Raw genomic sequence first — 17,291 nt, forward strand, 5'->3', positions numbered from 1 at the left:
GAGGTTCTATCGACTCGCTAGAACTCATACTAGACTGACAGGGTGGGTGCCGAACGGGAACCGCAGTCGGTTACTTGAAGCGGAACGTTTCGAGGTTTTTCGGCGCGAACGTCCGCATGTTGTAGTCGTGGTAGAGCGCCGACGAGAGGTCCTGCACGGAGCGCTCGTCACCGTGGACGCACAGCACCTTCTCCGGGCGCGGGTTCATCGTCTTGACGAAGTTTTCGAGGCCCTGCCGGTCGGCGTGACCGGAGAAGCCGTCGACCGTCTCGACGTCCATCTTGAGCTTCAGCGTGTCCGACCGGCCCATGCCGTCGCGGCCGTTGACCGGAATCTCGTCCCAGCCGTTCTGGATGCGGCGGCCGAGCGTCCCCTGCGCCTGGTAGCCGACGAAGACCAGCCGGGACTTCGGATCGGGGCCGACGTGGCGGAGCCACGACATGATGGGGCCGCCGGTGACCATCCCGGAGGTCGAGAGGATGATGGCCTGCTCGCCGTCGGCGACGTCCTGGCGCTCCTCTTCGCCGCCGTCGATGTGGTTGAACTCCTCGGCGAGGAACGGGTTTTCGTCCTCGTGGAAGATGCGGTCGCGGAGGTCGTCGCGGAGGTACTCGGGGTAGGTCGTGTGGATGGCCGTCGCCTCCCAAATCATCCCGTCGAGGTGGACGGGCATCTCCGGAATCTTGCCCGAGCGCATCGCCTCTTCGAGGACGAGCATAATCTCCTGCGAGCGACCGACGGCGAACGCTGGGATGACGACCTTGCCGCCGCGGTCGTACGTCTCGTTTATGACCTCGATGAGCCGCTTTTCGGAGTCCTGCTGGTCGGTCTGGTAGTCGTTGCGGCCACCGTAGGTCGATTCGAGGACGAGCGTCTCCACGCGCGGGAAGTCGTTGACCGCGCCGTTGAACAGGCGGGTGTCCTCGTAGTGGATGTCGCCGGAGAACGCGACGTTGTAGAGGCCGTCGCCGATGTGGAAGTGCGAGACGGCGGAGCCGAGGATGTGACCCGCGTTGTGGAAGGTGAGCTTCACGTCGGGCGCGATGTCGGTCACGTCGCCGTACTCCAGCGGGATGGTGTGCTTGATGGCCTCGCGGACCATCTCGGACTCGTACGGCGGGGTGCGGCCTTCCTTCGAGGCGACGTCGAGGTAGTCGAGCGTGAGCAGGCCCATGAGGTCGCGGGTCGGCTCGGTCGTGTAGATGGGGCCGTCGTAGCCGTACTTGAACAGAAGCGGGATGAGCGCCGAGTGGTCGAGGTGAGCGTGGGTGAGGACGACCGCGTCGAGCGAGTTCGCGCCCGACCCGAGCGCCTCGGGGACCTGCAGATACGGCACGTCGTCGGAGCCGGGCTTGTCGCCGCAGTCGACGAGGATGCGGGTCTCGGGCGTCGAGACGATAAAGGAGGCGCGGCCGACCTCGCGGCAACAACCGAGGGTCGTGATGCGGACCCACTCGTCGTCCGAGAGCTGTTCGCGGTGAATCTGTCGGCCGGTGCGTTCGAGGATGCGACGGCGGTCCTCGCGTTCCTGCTTGAGGAAGTTGCGGACGTTCGAGACCGTCGAGGACTCGATGGGCGGGGTGCGGACGACTTCGGGCGTCCAGCCGACTTTCTGCGTGATTTCGCGGAGCGTCGAGCCGTGACGGCCGATGACCATGCCCGGTTTCTCGGCCTCGATGACGACTTCGCCGGTGTCGATGTGGAAGTCGAGGTCGGTGACGCCGGCGTCCTCGGGGATGACGCTCAGAATCTTTGGCTCGGCCTCTCGGGGGTCGGACAGCACGTCCGGGTCCGGCCGAACCGTGATTCGCTTTCGGAGCTTACTCGCGAGTTTTCGGATGAGGTCGCCGTTCTGAGCGAACTTCTTCGGGTCGCGCGTGTAGACGACGAGTTCGGGACCCTCGTACTTGACGTCGGAAACCGAGATGTCGCGGGGGAGTTCGTTCGTAATCTCTGCCTTCAGATTCTCGAGTTGTTTATCTACGGAGCTCATAGTTACGAGCGACCCGTCCGGTCCTGCGCCGGCAGGTCTCGGGAACCCCTACCTCAGGAGCGTCGACGCGAGCCGGTCCACGTGTACGAGTGCCAGTCTCGGCCGACTGCGGAGAGAGCATAGTGAACTGAATACGGTTGTATCTCGACTGCGGGAAGAGGCAGGGAAAACCCGCTTACCCGACAGTACCATGTCGCCAGTATAAAACCCTTCGCAAAGCCGAAGCGTCTCGGGGTCGTTCGACGACTATGGACCTCACACCGGCGGCCGTCTCGGCGGAACACGACTGGGTTCGAGAGCGCGCCGACGTGGTCGTCCCGCTCATCAACGAGACGCGGCGGCGACTGGGCGAGCAGTTCGACACCCGCGTCGGCGAAGTCGACGACGCGGCCTACCGCGAGGCGGTCGACGCGGTGTTCGCCGACGGCGAGGTCGGCGTCAACGTCGCGGCCTACGTCCGCATCCTCAAGCAGTTAGACGTGCAGGACGACTATCCGGGGTTCGTCGTCGACGAGGTGCTCGGCCGCGAACTCGCGGCGACCATCGCCGGCGGCGAGCCGCTCCGACTCCTCGCGCAGGCCACGTTCCACTTCGCGGACGTGGCCGTCCACACCGACGGTCCCGCCGGGCGCGACGACCTCGACGCCGCGCTCGCCGCCGGCTTTCAGACGCGCCTGCCGGGCTGGTCGTGGCGCGAGGGAGACTCACCGTTCGACAGCCGGCGCTGACGGTGAAACAGTATCACGGAAAAACGAGGTTCGGACCGCTTACCACTCGATTCGAACGGGTTCCGACGACCGCTCGCGTTCGGTTGCCGAATCGAGGTCGCGGAGCCGTTCGCGGAACGCGCCGACGCACTCCTCGCACGCGGTCACGTGCGCGAGCACGCCGTCTTCGTACTCGGCCATGACCGCTCGCGGGACCCGCCGCGTCAGTCGCTCCGGGCCCATCCGACCGACGCCGCGCACGCCCAGGTCGCCTAACCCCGTCAGCCGTTCGCCGCGCGTCGCCGCCCACCGCGCGTACGACGCGAGCCGGTCGCGGGCGCGACGCTCGCGCGGGCTCAACTCCCCGCTGAAGTCTACGAACCGGTCCCACGTCTCGACCGTGTACTCCGAGACGAGGCCGCGCTCGACGGTTTCGTCCAGTCGCTCGATGACCGGTGTGAACTCCGCGCGCCGCCCGCTCGGAACCCACAGTTCGATTCGGACCTCCTCCTCACGGGGAGTCGGCCGCGTTCTACCCACAATTGTGTCCATTGTTAGCACGCCAACCACCACGTTCTGGTAGGACAGCCGGCGATATGTATCTATGCGTCCGCCGGAACCGCCGACCGTCGCCGGCGAGAGACGGTCCGCGGGGCGGGGCGACGCGCCGGCACCTTCGGGGCGTTTAAGGGTTCGCTACGGCTACCGATGGGCAATGAGCGACGAGCAGGAACTCGGTATCACCGAGTCGAAGCAGTACAACACCGGCGAGTGGTACGCCGAGGTCGTCCAGAAGGCGGGCCTCGCGAACTACGGCCCGGAGGGCATGAGCGGCTTCATCGTGACTCGCCCGCGCGGCTACGCGCTGTGGGAGTCCATCCAGAACTACCTCGACGGCGAGTTCAAGAAGACGGGCGTCCAGAACGCGTACTTCCCGCTGTTTATCCCCGAGAGCTACCTCGAACGCGAGAAGGACATCGTCGAGGGGTTCGACCCCGAAGTCGCGTGGGTCACCCACGGCGGCCACGAGGAACTCGAAGAGCGCCTCGCTGTCCGCCCGACCTCTGAGTCTATCATCGCGCCCTACATGGCCCGGTGGGTCCGCAGTCACCGCGACCTCCCGCTTCGCGTGAACCAGTGGGCCTCCGTCGTGCGCTGGGAGGCCACCGAGACGAAGCCGTTCTTCCGCACCAAGGAGTTCCTCTGGCAGGAGGGTCACACGGCCCACGAGACCCGCGACGGCGCGTGGGACGAGACGATGACTCGCCTCTCGCAGTACCAGTCGCTCTACGAGGACGTGCTCGCAATCCCCGTGCTCCGCGGCGCGAAGCCGGAACACGACAAGTTCCCCGGCGCGGACACGACGACGACCGTCGAGGCGCTCATGCCCGACGGCAAGTCCGTGCAGGCCGGCACCTCCCACTACCTCGGAACCTCCTTCGCCGAGGCGTTCGACCTCACCTACACGACCGAAGACGAGGACGAAGAGCCCGCCCACACGACCTCGTGGGGACTCTCGTGGCGTTCGCTCGGTGCGCTCATCATGACGCACTCGGACGACCAGGGACTCGTCCTGCCTCCGACCATCGCGCCCGAGCAGGTCGTCATCGTCCCCATCTGGCAGGCCGACACGCAGGAGAAGGTCCTCGAGTACGCCGAGGACATCGCCGACGAGCTCGAAGACGCCGGCGTCCGCGTCGAACTCGACGCCCGCGACGAGCGCAACCCCGGGTTCAAGTTCAACGAGTGGGAGCTCAAGGGCGTCCCCGTCCGCTTCGAAATCGGCCCGAACGAGGTCGACGACGACGTCGTCACCGCCGTCCACCGACCCGACGGCGAGTCGGTCGAACTCGACCGCGAGAACATCGCCGAGGCCGTCCAAGAGCAGTTCGACGAGGTGTACGCGAAGCTCTACGCCGCCGCCGAGGAGAACCTCGAAGAGAACGTCCGCGAGGCGTCCGCCCGCAACGAGATTCTCGGCACCATCGGCCAGCACGGCGGCTACGTGAAAGCGCCGTGGTGCGGCGACGAGGACTGCGAGGACGAGATTAAAGACCAGATCGCCGCCGAAATCGTCATGGTTCCCCTGAACGACGAGGACGCGGAGATTCACGACGGCGAGGACTGCGCGGTCTGCGGCGACGACGCCGAGGAGACCGCGTACTTCGCGAAGTCCTACTGAAACGACTCCCGCCGAGTTCCACACGGTTGTTCATATTTTTCGTCGTCCGTCGAATCACCATTAGTCGACATACTATGTCTGCATACATCCTTATATGACATTGTAACACCCTTATGGTTTCAGGAAAAGTTGCTTATGGTGGTAGCCGCATCATTGGCGTATGACCAAGCCACACATAGACGCACCCTCCGCTCAGGGCGGGTTAGCCGACCCGACCGACGAGCGGTCGAACTGCGGCGTTGGGGCCGTCGTAGACCTCGAAAACGGCGCCTCGCACCGAGTCGTTGCAGACAGCCTCGAACTCCTGGAGAACCTCGAGCACCGCGGCACCACGGGCGCTGAGGAAAACACCGGGGACGGGGCGGGTATCCTGTTCCAACGACCCGACGAGTTCTTCGACTCCGTTCTCGAATCCGAGCTTCCGGACCTCTACGCGGCCGGTTCGGTGTTCATGCCGACCGACGACGAAGTCCGCGAGCGCGTTTCGGCGGTTGTCGAGGAGTCGCTGGCCGACCGCGGACTGTCCGTGTTCGACTGGCGCGACGTGCCGACCGACAACGCAGAGCTCGGCGCGACCGCGCTCGAATCGGAGCCCGACGTCTGGCAACTGTTCGTCGAGCCGGCCGACGAGATGACCGAAGACGAGTTCGACCGCGCGCTGTACCTCGGGCGTCGAGCCGCCGAGAAGGCGGTCGACGACCTCGCCATCGAGGGCGCGGGACGATTCTACGTCTGCTCGCTCGACCGGAAGACCATCGTCTACAAGGGACTGCTCACGGCCGAACAGCTCCCGAACTACTACCCCGACCTCGGCGACGAGCGGATGACGACCGAACTCGCGCTCGTTCACGCGCGGTTCTCCACTAACACGCTCGGCGCGTGGCACCTCGCCCATCCGTACCGTCAGGTCATCCACAACGGCGAGATAAACACCATCCGCGGCAACGTCAACTGGATGCGCGCCCGCGAGACGGACCTCCAGCACGAGGCCTTCGGCGACGACATCGAGACGCTCATGCCCATCACGAAGGCCGACCAGTCCGACACCGCGAGCGTGGACAACGTGGTCGAACTGCTCCTCAAGAGCGACCGCGAACTCCCGCACGTCCTGCGGATGCTCATCCCCGAGGCGTACCGCAACGACGACGCGATGGACAAAGCGCGCCGCGACTGGTACGACTTCCACGCCTCGCTGGTCGAGCCGTGGGACGGCCCCGCGCTCGTCGCCGCGACCGACGGCGACCGCATCGCCGCCGTCCTCGACCGCAACGGCCTTCGTCCGTGCCGCTACGAGGTGACGACCGACGGCCGCCTCATCGTCGCCAGCGAGGTCGGCGCGCTCGACACCGACCCCGCGGAGCTCGAATCCCGCGGTCGGCTCCAGCCCGGCGAGATTTTCATGGCCGACCCCAAGGAGGGTCGCGTCATCCCCGACGCCGAGGTGTTCGACTCCCTCACCGACGAGAAGTACGGCGAGTGGGTCGACGAACAACAGCGCCACCTCGACGACATCGCCGGCGAGGTGGACTCCACCTCGCGCGGACAGGTCGAGTCGCTCCGCGCGACGCAGGCCGCGTTCGGCTACACGCACGACCAGCTCAACCACATGATAGAGCCGATGGCCCGCGACGGCAAGGACCCCGTCGGCTCGATGGGCGACGACACGCCGCTTTCGGTGCTGTCTGACCTCAACCGCCCGCTTTTCACCTACTTCAAACAGCTGTTCGCGCAGGTGTCGAACCCGCCTATCGACTACATCCGCGAGAAGCTCGTGACGAGTCTGGAGTCGCGTCTCGGCTTCCAGCGGAATCTGCTCGACGAGTCGGCCGACCACGCGCGCCAGCTCGTCCTCGACTCGCCGGTCCTCACGGACGCCGAGACGGCGGCCATCAAGGACCTCGACGACGACATGCGGAGCGCCGTCGTCGACACCACCTACGAGAAGGGCGGCGACATCCGGGAGGCCATCGAGGCCGTCCGCGAGGAGGCCAAGGAGGTCATCGAAGACGGCGCGGACATCGTCGTCCTCTCCGACCGCGCGGTCGGCCCCGACCGCGTCGCCATCCCGAGCCTGCTCGCGACGGGCGCGGTCCACCACAGCCTCGTCCGCAACGGCCTGCGGAACCACGCCGGCCTCGTCGTCGAGTCCGGCGACCCCCGCGAGGTCCACCACCTCGCCACGCTCGTCGGCTACGGCGCGGGCGCGGTGAACCCCTACCTCGCCTACCAGACCATCGAGGACATCGTCGCCGGCCCCGACGGGGCCGACGAGGGCGAGGCCATCGACGCGTACGTCCACGCGCTCGAAGACGGCCTGCTCAAGACGATGGCGAAGATGGGCATCTCGACGGTCGAGAGCTACCGCGGCGCGCAGATTTTCGAAGCCGTCGGCCTCGACTCCGACTTCGTCGCCGAGTACTTCGAGGGCACCGAAATCCGCACCGAGGGTATCGGCCTCGACGTCATCGAGGGGGACCTGTTGACCCGCCACGCCGCCGCCTTCGGCGCGGATCCGAAGCTCGAACGGCAGGGCGAGTACGAGAACCGCTCGGCCGGCATCCACCACGGCTGGAACCCCCAGACCGTCGGCACGCTCCAGCAGTCCGTCCGCACCGGCGACTACGAGAAGTACCAGGAGTTCGCCGAACTGGTCAACGACCAGTCGAAACAGCTGAAGGCGCTCCGCGGCCTGCTCGAATTCGACTCCGACCGCGAGCCCGTGGACATCGACGAGGTCGAGTCCGTCGAGGACATCGTCAAGCGCTTCTCGACGGCCGCGATGTCGCTGGGCAGTCTCTCGCCGGAGGCCCACGAGAACAACTCCATCGCGATGAACCGCATCGGCGGCAAGTCCAACTCCGGCGAGGGCGGCGAGCCGCCGGAGCGCTTCGGCACCGAAAAGGAGTGTAACGTCAAGCAGGTCGCCTCCGGCCGATTCGGCGTCACCTCGCAGTACCTCTCGTCGGCCGACGAGATTCAGATTAAGATGGCCCAGGGGTCGAAGCCCGGCGAGGGCGGCCACCTCCCCGGCAAGAAGGTAAACGAGATGATCGCCCACGTCCGCTATGCGACGCCGGGCGTCGGCCTCATCTCGCCGCCGCCGCTCCACGACATCTACTCCATCGAGGACCTCAAACAGCTCATCTTCGACCTGAAGTCGGCCAACCCCGACGCCGACATCAACGTCAAGCTCGTCTCCGAGGCCGGCATCGGCACCATCGCCGCCGGCGTCTCGAAGGCGAAAGCCGACGTGGTCCACATTTCGGGCTACGACGGCGGCACCGGCGCGTCGCCGAAGACTTCCATCAAGAACGCGGGGCTCCCGTGGGAACTCGGCCTCGCCGAGGCCAACCAGATGCTCCGCGCGACGGGGCTTCGCTCCCGCATCCGCGTCTCCGTCGACGGCGGCATGAAGACCGGCCGCGACGTGGCCGTCGCCGCCCTCCTCGGCGGCGAGGAGTACGTCTTCGGGACCGCGTCGCTCGTCACCTCCGGCTGTGTCATGGCCCGTCAGTGTCACGAGAACACCTGCCCGGTCGGCGTCGCCACGCAGGACGAGAACCTGCGTCGCCGCTTCCCCGGCGAGCCCGACCACGTCATCAACTACATGACGTTCATCGCACAGGAGCTCCGCGAGATCATGGCCGACCTCGGCTTCACCTCGCTCGACGAGATGATCGGCCGTCCGTCGCTCCTCCGGCAGGTCGAGACGAACCACGAGAAGGCGAAGCACCTCGACCTCTCGTCGGTACTGGCCGAACCCAAGACGGGCGCGCGCCGCAAGACCGAAGACCAGGTCCACGCGGACATCGAAACCCACGTCGACCACAAGCTCATCGACGAGGCCGCCGAGGCCATCGAGAACCGCGAGCCGGTCGTCATTCGCCGCGACCTCTCGAACGTCGACCGCGCGGTCGGCGCGATGCTCTCGAACCGCATCTCCAACGCCCACGGCGGCGAGGGCCTGCCGGACGACACCATCCGCTGTGAGTTCGACGGCATCGCCGGCCAGACGTTCGGCGGCTTCCTCGCTCGCGGCGTCACGATGCGTCTCACCGGGGCCGCGAACGACTACGTCGGCAAGGGCCTTTCGGGCGGCCGCGTCATCGTCGACACGCCCGCCGAGGCCAACTACGAGGCCGCCGAAAACATCCTCATCGGCAACGTCGCCCTCTACGGCGCGACGCAGGGCGAGTGCTACGTCAACGGCCTCGCCGGCGAGCGCTTCGGCGTCCGCAACTCCGGCGTGAAGGCGGTCGTCGAAGGCGTCGGCGACCACGGCTGTGAGTACATGACCGGCGGCGTCGTCGCCGTCCTCGGCGAGACGGGCCGCAACTTCGCCGCGGGCATGTCCGGCGGCGTGGCCTACGTCTACGACCCCGACGACGAGTTCGCCGCGAAGGCGAACACCGAGATGGTGACGCTCGAAGACCACCTCGACGACAAGGACGAGGCGATGCTCACCCGACTCGTCGAGAACCACCTCACGTACACCGACTCCGACCGCGCGGCCGAACTGCTCGACGACTGGCAGTCGGTCCTCGGCGACTTCGTGAAGGTGATGCCCGACGCGTACGCCGAGGTCATCGCCGAAGACGGCCGCGAGGACGTTCGGAACGAACTCCCCGCCAAGGCGGGCGCAATCGTCGACGCCGGAGCCGACAGGGTCGGCGCGGCGACGACCAGCGACGACTGAAACGGAGACCGTCCGTCTCGAACCGCGACCGGCGAGCGGGTCCCGGCACCCGCAACCGATTCTCTCACGTTTTTCACCGCGCGCGCCTTCGACCGAGACATGGACAACGCACTCGTCATCGGCGGCACCCGGTTCATCGGTCGCCACCTCGTCTCGGAACTCCTCGATAACGGCTACGCGGTGACCATCTTCAACCGCGGGAACCACGACAACCCCTTCGAGGACGACCCGCGCGTCCAGCACGTGCAGGGCGACCGAACGGACGACGAGGCGCTCCGAACCGCGAAGTTGACCGTCGAACCCGACGCGGTGTTCGACTGCGTGGCGTACAAGCCCGCCGAGGTCGCTTCGGCGGTCGATATCTTCGCCGACGTGGACGCCTACGTCTACATCTCCAGCGGCGCGGCCTACGGAAGCGAGGTCATCCCGAAGCGCGAAAACGAGACCGCGCTCTGCGACTGCACCGACGAGCAGGCGGCGGACGACTCGGGCGCGAGCTACGGCCCGCGAAAGGCCGAGGGCGACCGGGTCGTCTTCGAGGCGGCCTCGCGGGACATCAACGCGATGTCCGTCCGCCCGTGTATCGTCTACGGTCCCGAAGACTACACCGAGCGCCTCGACTACTGGATCGACCGCGTGCTGAACTACGACCGCGTCGTCGTCCCCGGCGACGGGACGAACGTCTGGCACCGCGCCTACGTCGAGGACGTGGCGAGCGCGATGCGCGTCGTCGCCGAGGAGGGCGAGGCCGGCGAGGCCTACAACGTCGGCGACAGACGGCTCGTGACGCTCGAAGAGATGGTCGAAGTCATCGCCGACGCCGCGGGCACCGACGTCGAGGTCGTCCACGCGGGCGAGCGCGAACTCGCCGCGGCCGACCTCTCGATGGACGACTTCATCCTCTACCGCGACTACCCGCACGTCCTCTCGACGGACAAACTCGCCAGCCTCGGCTGGGGGTCCACTCCCGTCGAGGAGGCGATGCGCCGGTCGGTCGCCGACCACCGCGAGAGCGACCGCGACGGCTCCGAACACGACCCCGGCCGCGACGCCGAACAGCGCGTGCTCTCGATTCTCGACACGCTCTGAGGCGGGGTGATTCGCTCGAAAAACCGAGGCGGCGGTCGCGACGAACTCAGCCGCTGAACTGGCCGTCGTGGTCCATCTCGGGGACCTCGTCTTCGAGCCACTCGCGGAACCACTTGACGCGTTTGAGCCGCTGGTGGGCGAAGCTCTGGGCCGTGTCGGTTTCGAGTCGCGCGGAGGCGTCGCGGCCGCGTTCGAAGACGCGCTCGACCATCTCGGCGGCGTCCATGTGGGTCCGGGCCTCGTAGCCCATCCGCAGGAGCATCAGCGCGGTGCCGTTCGCGCCGATTTTGTCGAGGATGTCGGCCTCGATGAGACAGCGCGTCTCCAGCGACACGTCCGTCAGCGACCCCTGATACGAGTGGTCGGAGACGACCTGGCACACCTGGTCGACGAACGACTCGGGGTAGTCGCCGTGGCTACTGAGGAACTCGCGGGCGACGCGAGCGCCCTCCTCGGCGTGGACGTCCTGGTCGGCTTCGAGTTTCGAGATATCGTGAAAGAGGGCGGCCACGCGAACGACGTTCACGTCCGCGCCCTCGCGGTCGGCGATGCGCGTCGCGAGGTCGACGACGTTGAGGATGTGGTTGAACCGGTACTCCGCGGAGTGCCACGGGTACCAGCGCATCCGCCCGCCGTCGTCTTCGTTTTCGACGCTCGCAGAGAGATAATCCGAGACGAAGCGCTTCATGTCTTCGAACTCCGCGTCGGAGACGGCCGACTCTTTGATTTCAACGCCCACGGCAGAACCTCCGTCGGTGTTGGCACGTGCGTATTCTCATTACACAGAATGAGGGTCGTTCCACTCTTAGGCGTTACGACACCCTGAGTCGCGGGAACCGTGCTCTCGGGCGAACAGACCGGGTCTCGTGGCCGGTGGTGTGAACCCGTGCCACATCGGAGAGAGTTAACTCGCCCAGCCGCATCGTATCCGCCGTGACCGACGCACGATACCTCGACGACGCGGCGACAGACGAGTTCGAGGCGACCGTCGAGACGGTCCGCGGGAGCGACCGCGTCGTCCTCGACCGAACCTACTTCTATCCGACCGGCGGCGGCCAACCACACGACACGGGGACGCTCTCGACCGGCGGCGAGCGCTGGGACGTGACCGACGTCCGGAAACGCGACCGAATCGAACACGTCGTCGCGGGCGACGCGCCCGAACCGGGAACGACCGTCACCGGGCGGGTCGACGCGGCGCGGCGGCGCGCGCACAGTCGCTACCACACGGCTCAGCACCTCCTCTCTGCGGTCCTCCTCGACGAGTTCGACGCCGAGACGACGGGCAACCAACTGTACGCCGACCGCGCGCGCCTCGACTGCGCCTACGACCGCTTCGACGACGACGACCTCCGGACTATCGAGACGCGACTGAACGACCTCGTCGCGTCCGACCTCCCCGTCCGGTGGTACAGCCTCGACCGCGAGGAGGCCGAGGCGACGCTCGACCCCGAGCGGACCCGCCTGCACCTGCTTCCGGACTCGATTCGCGAGGTCCGAATCGTCGAAATCGGCGACGCCGAGGACCCCTTCGACCGGACCGCCTGCGCGGGGACGCACGTCGCATCGACGGGCGACATCGGCGCGGTCTCCGTCACCGGACGGACGACCCAAGGCTCGGCGCACGAGTGCGTGAACTTCGCCCTCGAATAGCCGGTCGCCGGTCGAATCGACTCCTCGACCGCGACCTCGACCGCGACTACGCGGACCGGGACGCTTCTGCCCGCGCCCGCGGCTCGCACACCCAGCCCTCGCGGACCGGGACCAGCTCGTAGCCCGCCTCCCGGAGCAACGCTTTCGCCGCCGCCTCGTCGTGGCTCCCGCGGGCGTCGTGCAGTTCGAAATACACCGTCGGCCGGTGCTCACCGAGGACCGCTTCCGCCCCTCGGAGCACGTTCAGCCCGAACCCTTCGACGTCGACTTTCAGGTGGTCCGGCGGCGGGACCGTCCCAGAATCGACGAGCGAGTCGAGCCGCCGCATCGACACCGACGCCGTGTCGACGACCCGCGCCGCCCACGCGCTCGCGTGGTCCCGCGAGAACGACCCCAGTTCGTCGTAGCTCGACAGGTGGAACGCCCGCGATTCGTCGGCTTCACCGAGGCCGCAGTCGAGCAGGTCCACCCGGTCGTCGAAGTCGTTGACCTCGACGTTCGCCCGCAACTGGTCGACGACCCCGGGATGCGGCTCGACGGCGACCACCCGCGCCGAGGGCTCGCTGGCCGCGACCGCGAGGGTGTAGGTGCCCGTGTTCGCGCCCACGTCGACGACCACGTCGCCGTCGTCGAGACCGAGCAACAGCGCCTGTAAGAGCACGTCGTTGCCGTGGCGGTTGTACAGTTCGTAGCTCCTGAAACTCGTCCGCCCGACGTGTTTCTTCGTGGCGACGAGCCGTCGCTCGTAGTTCGCCCGGACGAGCGCGTAGTGGAGGGAGTACGCGAGGTGGCGAGCGGCCGACACCGGGTGCAGGAGAGACACGTTAGTGTATTGTCATTGTGTGCCGATAAAAATCGCTCGGCGGCGAAGCGCCACGCTCTTCGCGGTAGGTCGTCGGAGAAGTGTCGAGTAGTCCCGGGCGGATTCGAACCACGAAGACTCGAATCCTCTCGTCTTCTGGGTGTCGAATCGCCTTCCGTGACAAATTCGTGGCTCACCGTTCGGTTCGCCACAGAATTAGTAGTCCCGGGCGGATTCGAACCGCCGTCAGCGGCTGTCTTCTCGGCACGCATTGAACCGTACCAATCCAAAGGCCGCTATGATTGGCCACTACACCACGGGACTTCGGTGATGTCGTCCACTCGTCGGTTGTCCGCTGGTAAATGAAAACGCTTCGGTTCCGGTCGGTCGCGTCGGCGACTAATCGGCGGCTTCCGTCTCCGTCTCGGGTTCCGCGCCGCACACGTCGAGATACTCGCAGGCGTCGGTCTCGGGGTCGAAACAGTCGGGACAGTCGGAGTTGCGGTCGATGATGGTGTCGAGTCGCTCCGCGATCATCCCGTCGATGACGGGTTCGAGCTCGCGGGCCTCCGCGCGGAACTCCTCGACGTCGAGGACGTTCGAGAGGAAGCGCTCGATGATGCAGTAGGTCTGGAGCGCGTCGCGGGCGCGGACGATGCCGTCGTCCGTGAGCGTGACGCCCTTGTACTTCTCGTGTTCGGCGAGGCCACGGGATTCGAGCTTGCCGATCATCTCGTTCGCACTCGCCGGACTCACCTCCATCATGTCCGCGAGCGCGCCGGTGGCCGCCGGGCCGTTGTCCATCTCCTGCAGCAGGTAAATCGCCTTGACGTATTGGTCTGCCGTGTTCATCGTTTCACTCGCGGTCTTCCATGATTCGCGTCACTTCTTCTACGCCCTCGGCCTCCTCGTCGCGAATCGCCGACAGCGTCGCGACGAGTTCCTCGCGGTCGATAGAGAACTGTGCCTCGCTCGCCTCGATGGCCTCGATGACGTCGTCGTAGAACTTGTAGGCGGTCTCCTCGTTACAGAGCTGGTCGTACAGCACGCCGTCGAAGTCCTCGGGCTTCGTCTGGCCGTACTGGGCCTCGACCAGCGCCTCAATCTCCTCGAAGGGGACGCTGTCGACCTCCAACCGGTCGACGACGGCTTCGAGGCGTTCGCGGTGGTCCGCGGACTCCTCGGCGGCGTGCGAAAGCAGGGCCCGAATCTCCTCGTCGAGCGCGTCTTCGTCGAGTTCCTCGTGGTGGTGGTAGGCGCGCGCCTCCACGACCTCTTCGAGGACGATACCGATCTGGAGGAGTCGTGCGAGCTGGTGGTCCGAGCTGACCTGATACCCGACGCTCACGGACTCGTCCCCCTCACCGTTCGAAGACACGGTCCCGCGACGTACATACACACCTCTCCGAGAGTAACCGACTTAAGCGGTTCCCTCGCGGGTCGGCGAGGCGGGAAGAATCGGTCGGCGAAACGGCGAAAAAACGGTCGGCGAAGCCGCGCCGCGGAGCGGTCGGACTACCGCAGGCGGGCCGCGATGAGTTCCTCGAGATCGTCGCGGAACTCGTCGACGGCAATCTCTTCGAGGACGGGGACGAAAAAGCCCTCCACGAGCATGTTACGGGCCTGTTCTTCGGGGATGGACCGAGAGACCATGTAGAAGAGGTCCTCGGTGTCGACCTGCCCGACGGAGGCGGCGTGCGACGCCTCGGTGTCGTGGTTGTTGATGATGAGCTTCGGCGACGCGTCGGCCTCGGACTGGTCCGAGAGCATCAGCGTGTTCTCGCGCTGGTAGGAGTTCGTGCTCCACGCGTCGCGGCCGACGTCCTGGACGCCCTCGTACACCGAGCGCGCCTCGTCGTCGAGGACGCCGCGGGTCACGAGGTCGGCCGTCGTGTTCTCGGCTTTGTGCCAGACGCGGGCGTTCACGTCGAGGTGCTGGTCGTCGTGACCGAAGAACGCGCCGACGATTTTCGTCTCCGACGCCTCGCCGTTGAGTTCGGTCTCGACGTCGCTCCGGGTGAGCCGCGAGCCGAGGTTCCCCTCGATCCAGTTGACCGTCGAGTAGGTGTCGGCGTCGGCGCGCTTGAGCGAGTACGTGTACGTCTCTTCGTCGAGGTTCTGCAGGGAGCCGTACTGGACGTACGAGTTCTCGCCCGCGTCGATTTCGACGAGGTTCGAGAAGTACCGCGCGTCGTCGACGCTGTCGCCGGACTCGATGGCTTCGAGGATGGTGACCGACGAGGACTTCTCGGTGACGACGAGCGTGTGGCTGAACAGCGACCGAGAGTTCATCTCGGCGCGAATCTTCACGTCCTCGGCGTCGACGCCCTCGGGGACGTAGATGAACGTGCCCGTGGTGAAAAGCGCCGCCGAGAGAGCCGTGAGGTAGTTCGTCTCGGGGTTGACGACCGAGCCGAAGCGCTCCTCGATGAGGTCGCCGTACTCGTCGAGCGCCTCCGTGAAGGGGAGGACCACGACGCCCTCGGGCGACTCGCGGGTCGTCTCGTCGGCCTGGTTCAGCGGGTCGACGAGCGACTCGAAGTCGAGCGCTTCGAGGTTCGTCCAGCGGCGACCGGGCGTCTGGATGACGTCCGGCAGTTCGAGCTCGTCGAGTGCTTCGAGGGCTTCGAGTCGGGCCTCGAGGAGCCACTCCGGCTCGTCCCGTGCGTCCGAAATCTCTCGTACCGTCTCTGCGGACAGGTTCGCGGGAAGTTGCGCACTCATTGGTTATCCGAGGCTACCCTCCATCTCGAGTTCGACGAGTCGGTTGAGTTCGACCGCGTACTCGATGGGCAGTTCCTCCGTGATGGGTTCGATGAACCCGGAGACGATCATCTGCTTCGCGTCGTCGTCGTCGAGGCCGCGCGACTGGAGGTAGAAGATGTCCTCGTCGCCGATCTTGCCGACGGTCGCCTCGTGGGCGACGTCGACCTGCGACTCGTTGATCTCCATGTACGGCATCGTGTCCGAGGTGGACTCGTTGTCGAACATGAGCGCGTCACACTCGACCGCGGTCGAGGAGTTCTTCGCGCCGTTGGCGATGTGGACGAGACCGCGGTAGTTCGTGCGGCCGCCGTCCTTCGAGATGGACTTCGACTCGATGGTCGACTTCGTCTCGGGGGCGTTGTGGTACACCTTCGCGCCGGTGTCGATGTTCTGGCCCTCGCCCGCGAAGGCGATGGTGATGTGGTTGTCGGAGGCGCCGCGGCCCTTCAGAATCGACGCCGGGTACAGCATGGTGGCCTTCGAGCCCATCGAGCCCGAAATCCACTCCATGCGGCCGCCCTTCTCGACGATGGCGCGCTTGGTGTTGAGGTTGTAGGTGTTCTTCGACCAGTTCTGCACGGTCGAATACTGGACGTGGGCGTCCTCGCCGACGAACACTTCGACGCCGCCGGAGTGGAGGTTGAACGCGGAGTACTTGGGAGCCGAACAGCCCTCGATGTAGTGGACTTCGGAGCCCTTCTCCGCGACGATGAGCGTGTGCTCGAACTGGCCCATGCCCTCGGAGTTCATGCGGAAGTACGCCTGCACCGGCATCTCGACCGTCACGTCCTCGGGGACGTAGACGAACGAGCCGCCGGACCAGATAGCGCCGTGAAGCGCCGCGAACTTGTTGTCGCTCGGGGGGACGCACTTCGTCATGAAGTACTCCTTGACGATGTCTTCGTGCTCCTGGACCGCCTGGTCCATGTTCATGAAGACGACGCCTTTCTCCTCCCAGCGCTCCTGCATGTTCTGGTAGACGACTTCGGACTCGTACTGGGCGCCGACGCCCGAGAGGGCGTTCTTCTCGGCTTCCGGGATGCCCAGCTTGTCGAAGGTGTCCTTGATGTCGTCCGGCAGGTCGCGCCAGTCGTCGACGCCGCCGCGGACTTCCACGTCGGGTCGGATGTACGGGACGATTTCGTCCACGTTGACCTCGGAGAGGTCAGGCTGGCCGGGCCAGTCGGTCGGCATCGGCATCTTCTGGTACTGCTTGAGCGCGCGAAGGCGGCGCTCGAGCATCCATTCGGGCTCGTCTTTGTCCTCCGAGATGACGCGGATGGTCTCTTCGGTGAGACCCTTCTCGGCCACGAACGCGGCCTTCTGCTCCTTCTTGAACTCGAAGCGAGCTTCCGTGTCTGTCTCTTTGAGGTGGTCTTGGTCGGAACTCATGATGTTGGGGG

The 17,291-nt window shown here is 66.2% G+C and carries 13 protein-coding genes and 1 tRNA gene; 5 read left to right on the plus strand and 9 right to left on the minus strand.

Annotation, left to right across the window (positions count from 1 at the left end):
- Positions 1-70: 70 nt before the first annotated feature.
- Positions 71-1,993: a beta-CASP ribonuclease aCPSF1 gene (locus tag C441_RS10540; protein ID WP_004971141.1), complete on the minus strand. Its 1,923-nt coding sequence runs from the start codon at positions 1,991-1,993 to the stop codon at positions 71-73.
- A 248-nt stretch (positions 1,994-2,241) separates the two neighbouring features.
- On the opposite strand from C441_RS10540, the gene C441_RS10545 reads away from it, so the two are divergent.
- Entirely contained in the window at positions 2,242-2,721 is a 480-nt protein-coding gene (locus C441_RS10545; protein WP_004971142.1) for a hypothetical protein, read from the plus strand.
- 39 nt (positions 2,722-2,760) lie between these two features.
- Here C441_RS10545 and C441_RS10550 read toward each other — a convergent pair whose 3' ends face one another.
- Positions 2,761-3,252, minus strand: coding sequence for an HTH domain-containing protein (locus tag C441_RS10550; RefSeq protein WP_049920545.1), 492 nt, complete (start codon positions 3,250-3,252; stop codon positions 2,761-2,763).
- Positions 3,253-3,415: 163 nt separating this feature from the next.
- Between C441_RS10550 and proS the strand changes: the two genes are divergently transcribed.
- The 3 genes from proS to C441_RS10565 all read left to right on the plus strand — a co-directional run bounded on the left by proS (position 3,416) and on the right by C441_RS10565 (position 10,667).
- Positions 3,416-4,882 (plus strand): proline--tRNA ligase, encoded by a 1,467-nt coding sequence (gene proS, locus C441_RS10555; protein WP_007275070.1) that lies wholly within the window; start codon positions 3,416-3,418, stop codon positions 4,880-4,882.
- Between the two features lie 160 nt (positions 4,883-5,042).
- A complete protein-coding gene (gltB, locus tag C441_RS10560; protein WP_007275071.1) occupies positions 5,043-9,578 on the plus strand; it encodes a glutamate synthase large subunit in 4,536 nt (1,511 codons plus the stop codon).
- A 99-nt stretch (positions 9,579-9,677) separates the two neighbouring features.
- Positions 9,678-10,667, plus strand: a complete 990-nt coding sequence (locus C441_RS10565; RefSeq protein WP_007275072.1) for an NAD-dependent epimerase/dehydratase family protein — start codon at positions 9,678-9,680, stop codon at positions 10,665-10,667.
- 46 nt (positions 10,668-10,713) lie between these two features.
- On the opposite strand, the gene C441_RS10570 is transcribed toward C441_RS10565, so the two are convergent.
- The gene (locus C441_RS10570) at positions 10,714-11,406 is read right to left on the minus strand and encodes an HD domain-containing protein (protein ID WP_007275073.1); all 693 of its coding nucleotides are present in this window, start codon (positions 11,404-11,406) and stop codon (positions 10,714-10,716) included.
- 194 nt (positions 11,407-11,600) lie between these two features.
- Between C441_RS10570 and C441_RS10575 the strand changes: the two genes are divergently transcribed.
- Positions 11,601-12,320: an alanyl-tRNA editing protein gene (locus tag C441_RS10575; protein ID WP_007275074.1), complete on the plus strand. Its 720-nt coding sequence runs from the start codon at positions 11,601-11,603 to the stop codon at positions 12,318-12,320.
- 46 nt (positions 12,321-12,366) lie between these two features.
- Here C441_RS10575 and C441_RS10580 read toward each other — a convergent pair whose 3' ends face one another.
- The 6 genes from C441_RS10580 to sufB form a co-directional block, all read right to left on the minus strand.
- The gene (locus C441_RS10580; RefSeq protein WP_007275075.1) at positions 12,367-13,125 is read right to left on the minus strand and encodes an FkbM family methyltransferase; all 759 of its coding nucleotides are present in this window, start codon (positions 13,123-13,125) and stop codon (positions 12,367-12,369) included.
- A gap of 217 nt (positions 13,126-13,342) precedes the next feature.
- A tRNA-Gln gene (locus C441_RS10585) sits at positions 13,343-13,446 on the minus strand.
- A gap of 75 nt (positions 13,447-13,521) precedes the next feature.
- Entirely contained in the window at positions 13,522-13,974 is a 453-nt protein-coding gene (locus tag C441_RS10590) for a metal-dependent transcriptional regulator (RefSeq protein ID WP_007275076.1), read from the minus strand.
- A gap of 4 nt (positions 13,975-13,978) precedes the next feature.
- Entirely contained in the window at positions 13,979-14,470 is a 492-nt protein-coding gene (locus C441_RS10595; RefSeq protein ID WP_007275077.1) for a hypothetical protein, read from the minus strand.
- Between the two features lie 167 nt (positions 14,471-14,637).
- Positions 14,638-15,846, minus strand: coding sequence for a Fe-S cluster assembly protein SufD (sufD, locus tag C441_RS10600; RefSeq protein ID WP_007275078.1), 1,209 nt, complete (start codon positions 15,844-15,846; stop codon positions 14,638-14,640).
- Positions 15,847-15,849: 3 nt separating this feature from the next.
- On the minus strand, positions 15,850-17,280 hold the full coding sequence (sufB, locus tag C441_RS10605; RefSeq protein WP_007275079.1) for a Fe-S cluster assembly protein SufB: 1,431 nt from the start codon (positions 17,278-17,280) through the stop codon (positions 15,850-15,852).
- Positions 17,281-17,291: the final 11 nt, after the last annotated feature.

This window comes from Haloferax sulfurifontis ATCC BAA-897, from assembly GCF_000337835.1.
GTDB classification, from domain to species: domain Archaea; phylum Halobacteriota; class Halobacteria; order Halobacteriales; family Haloferacaceae; genus Haloferax; species Haloferax denitrificans.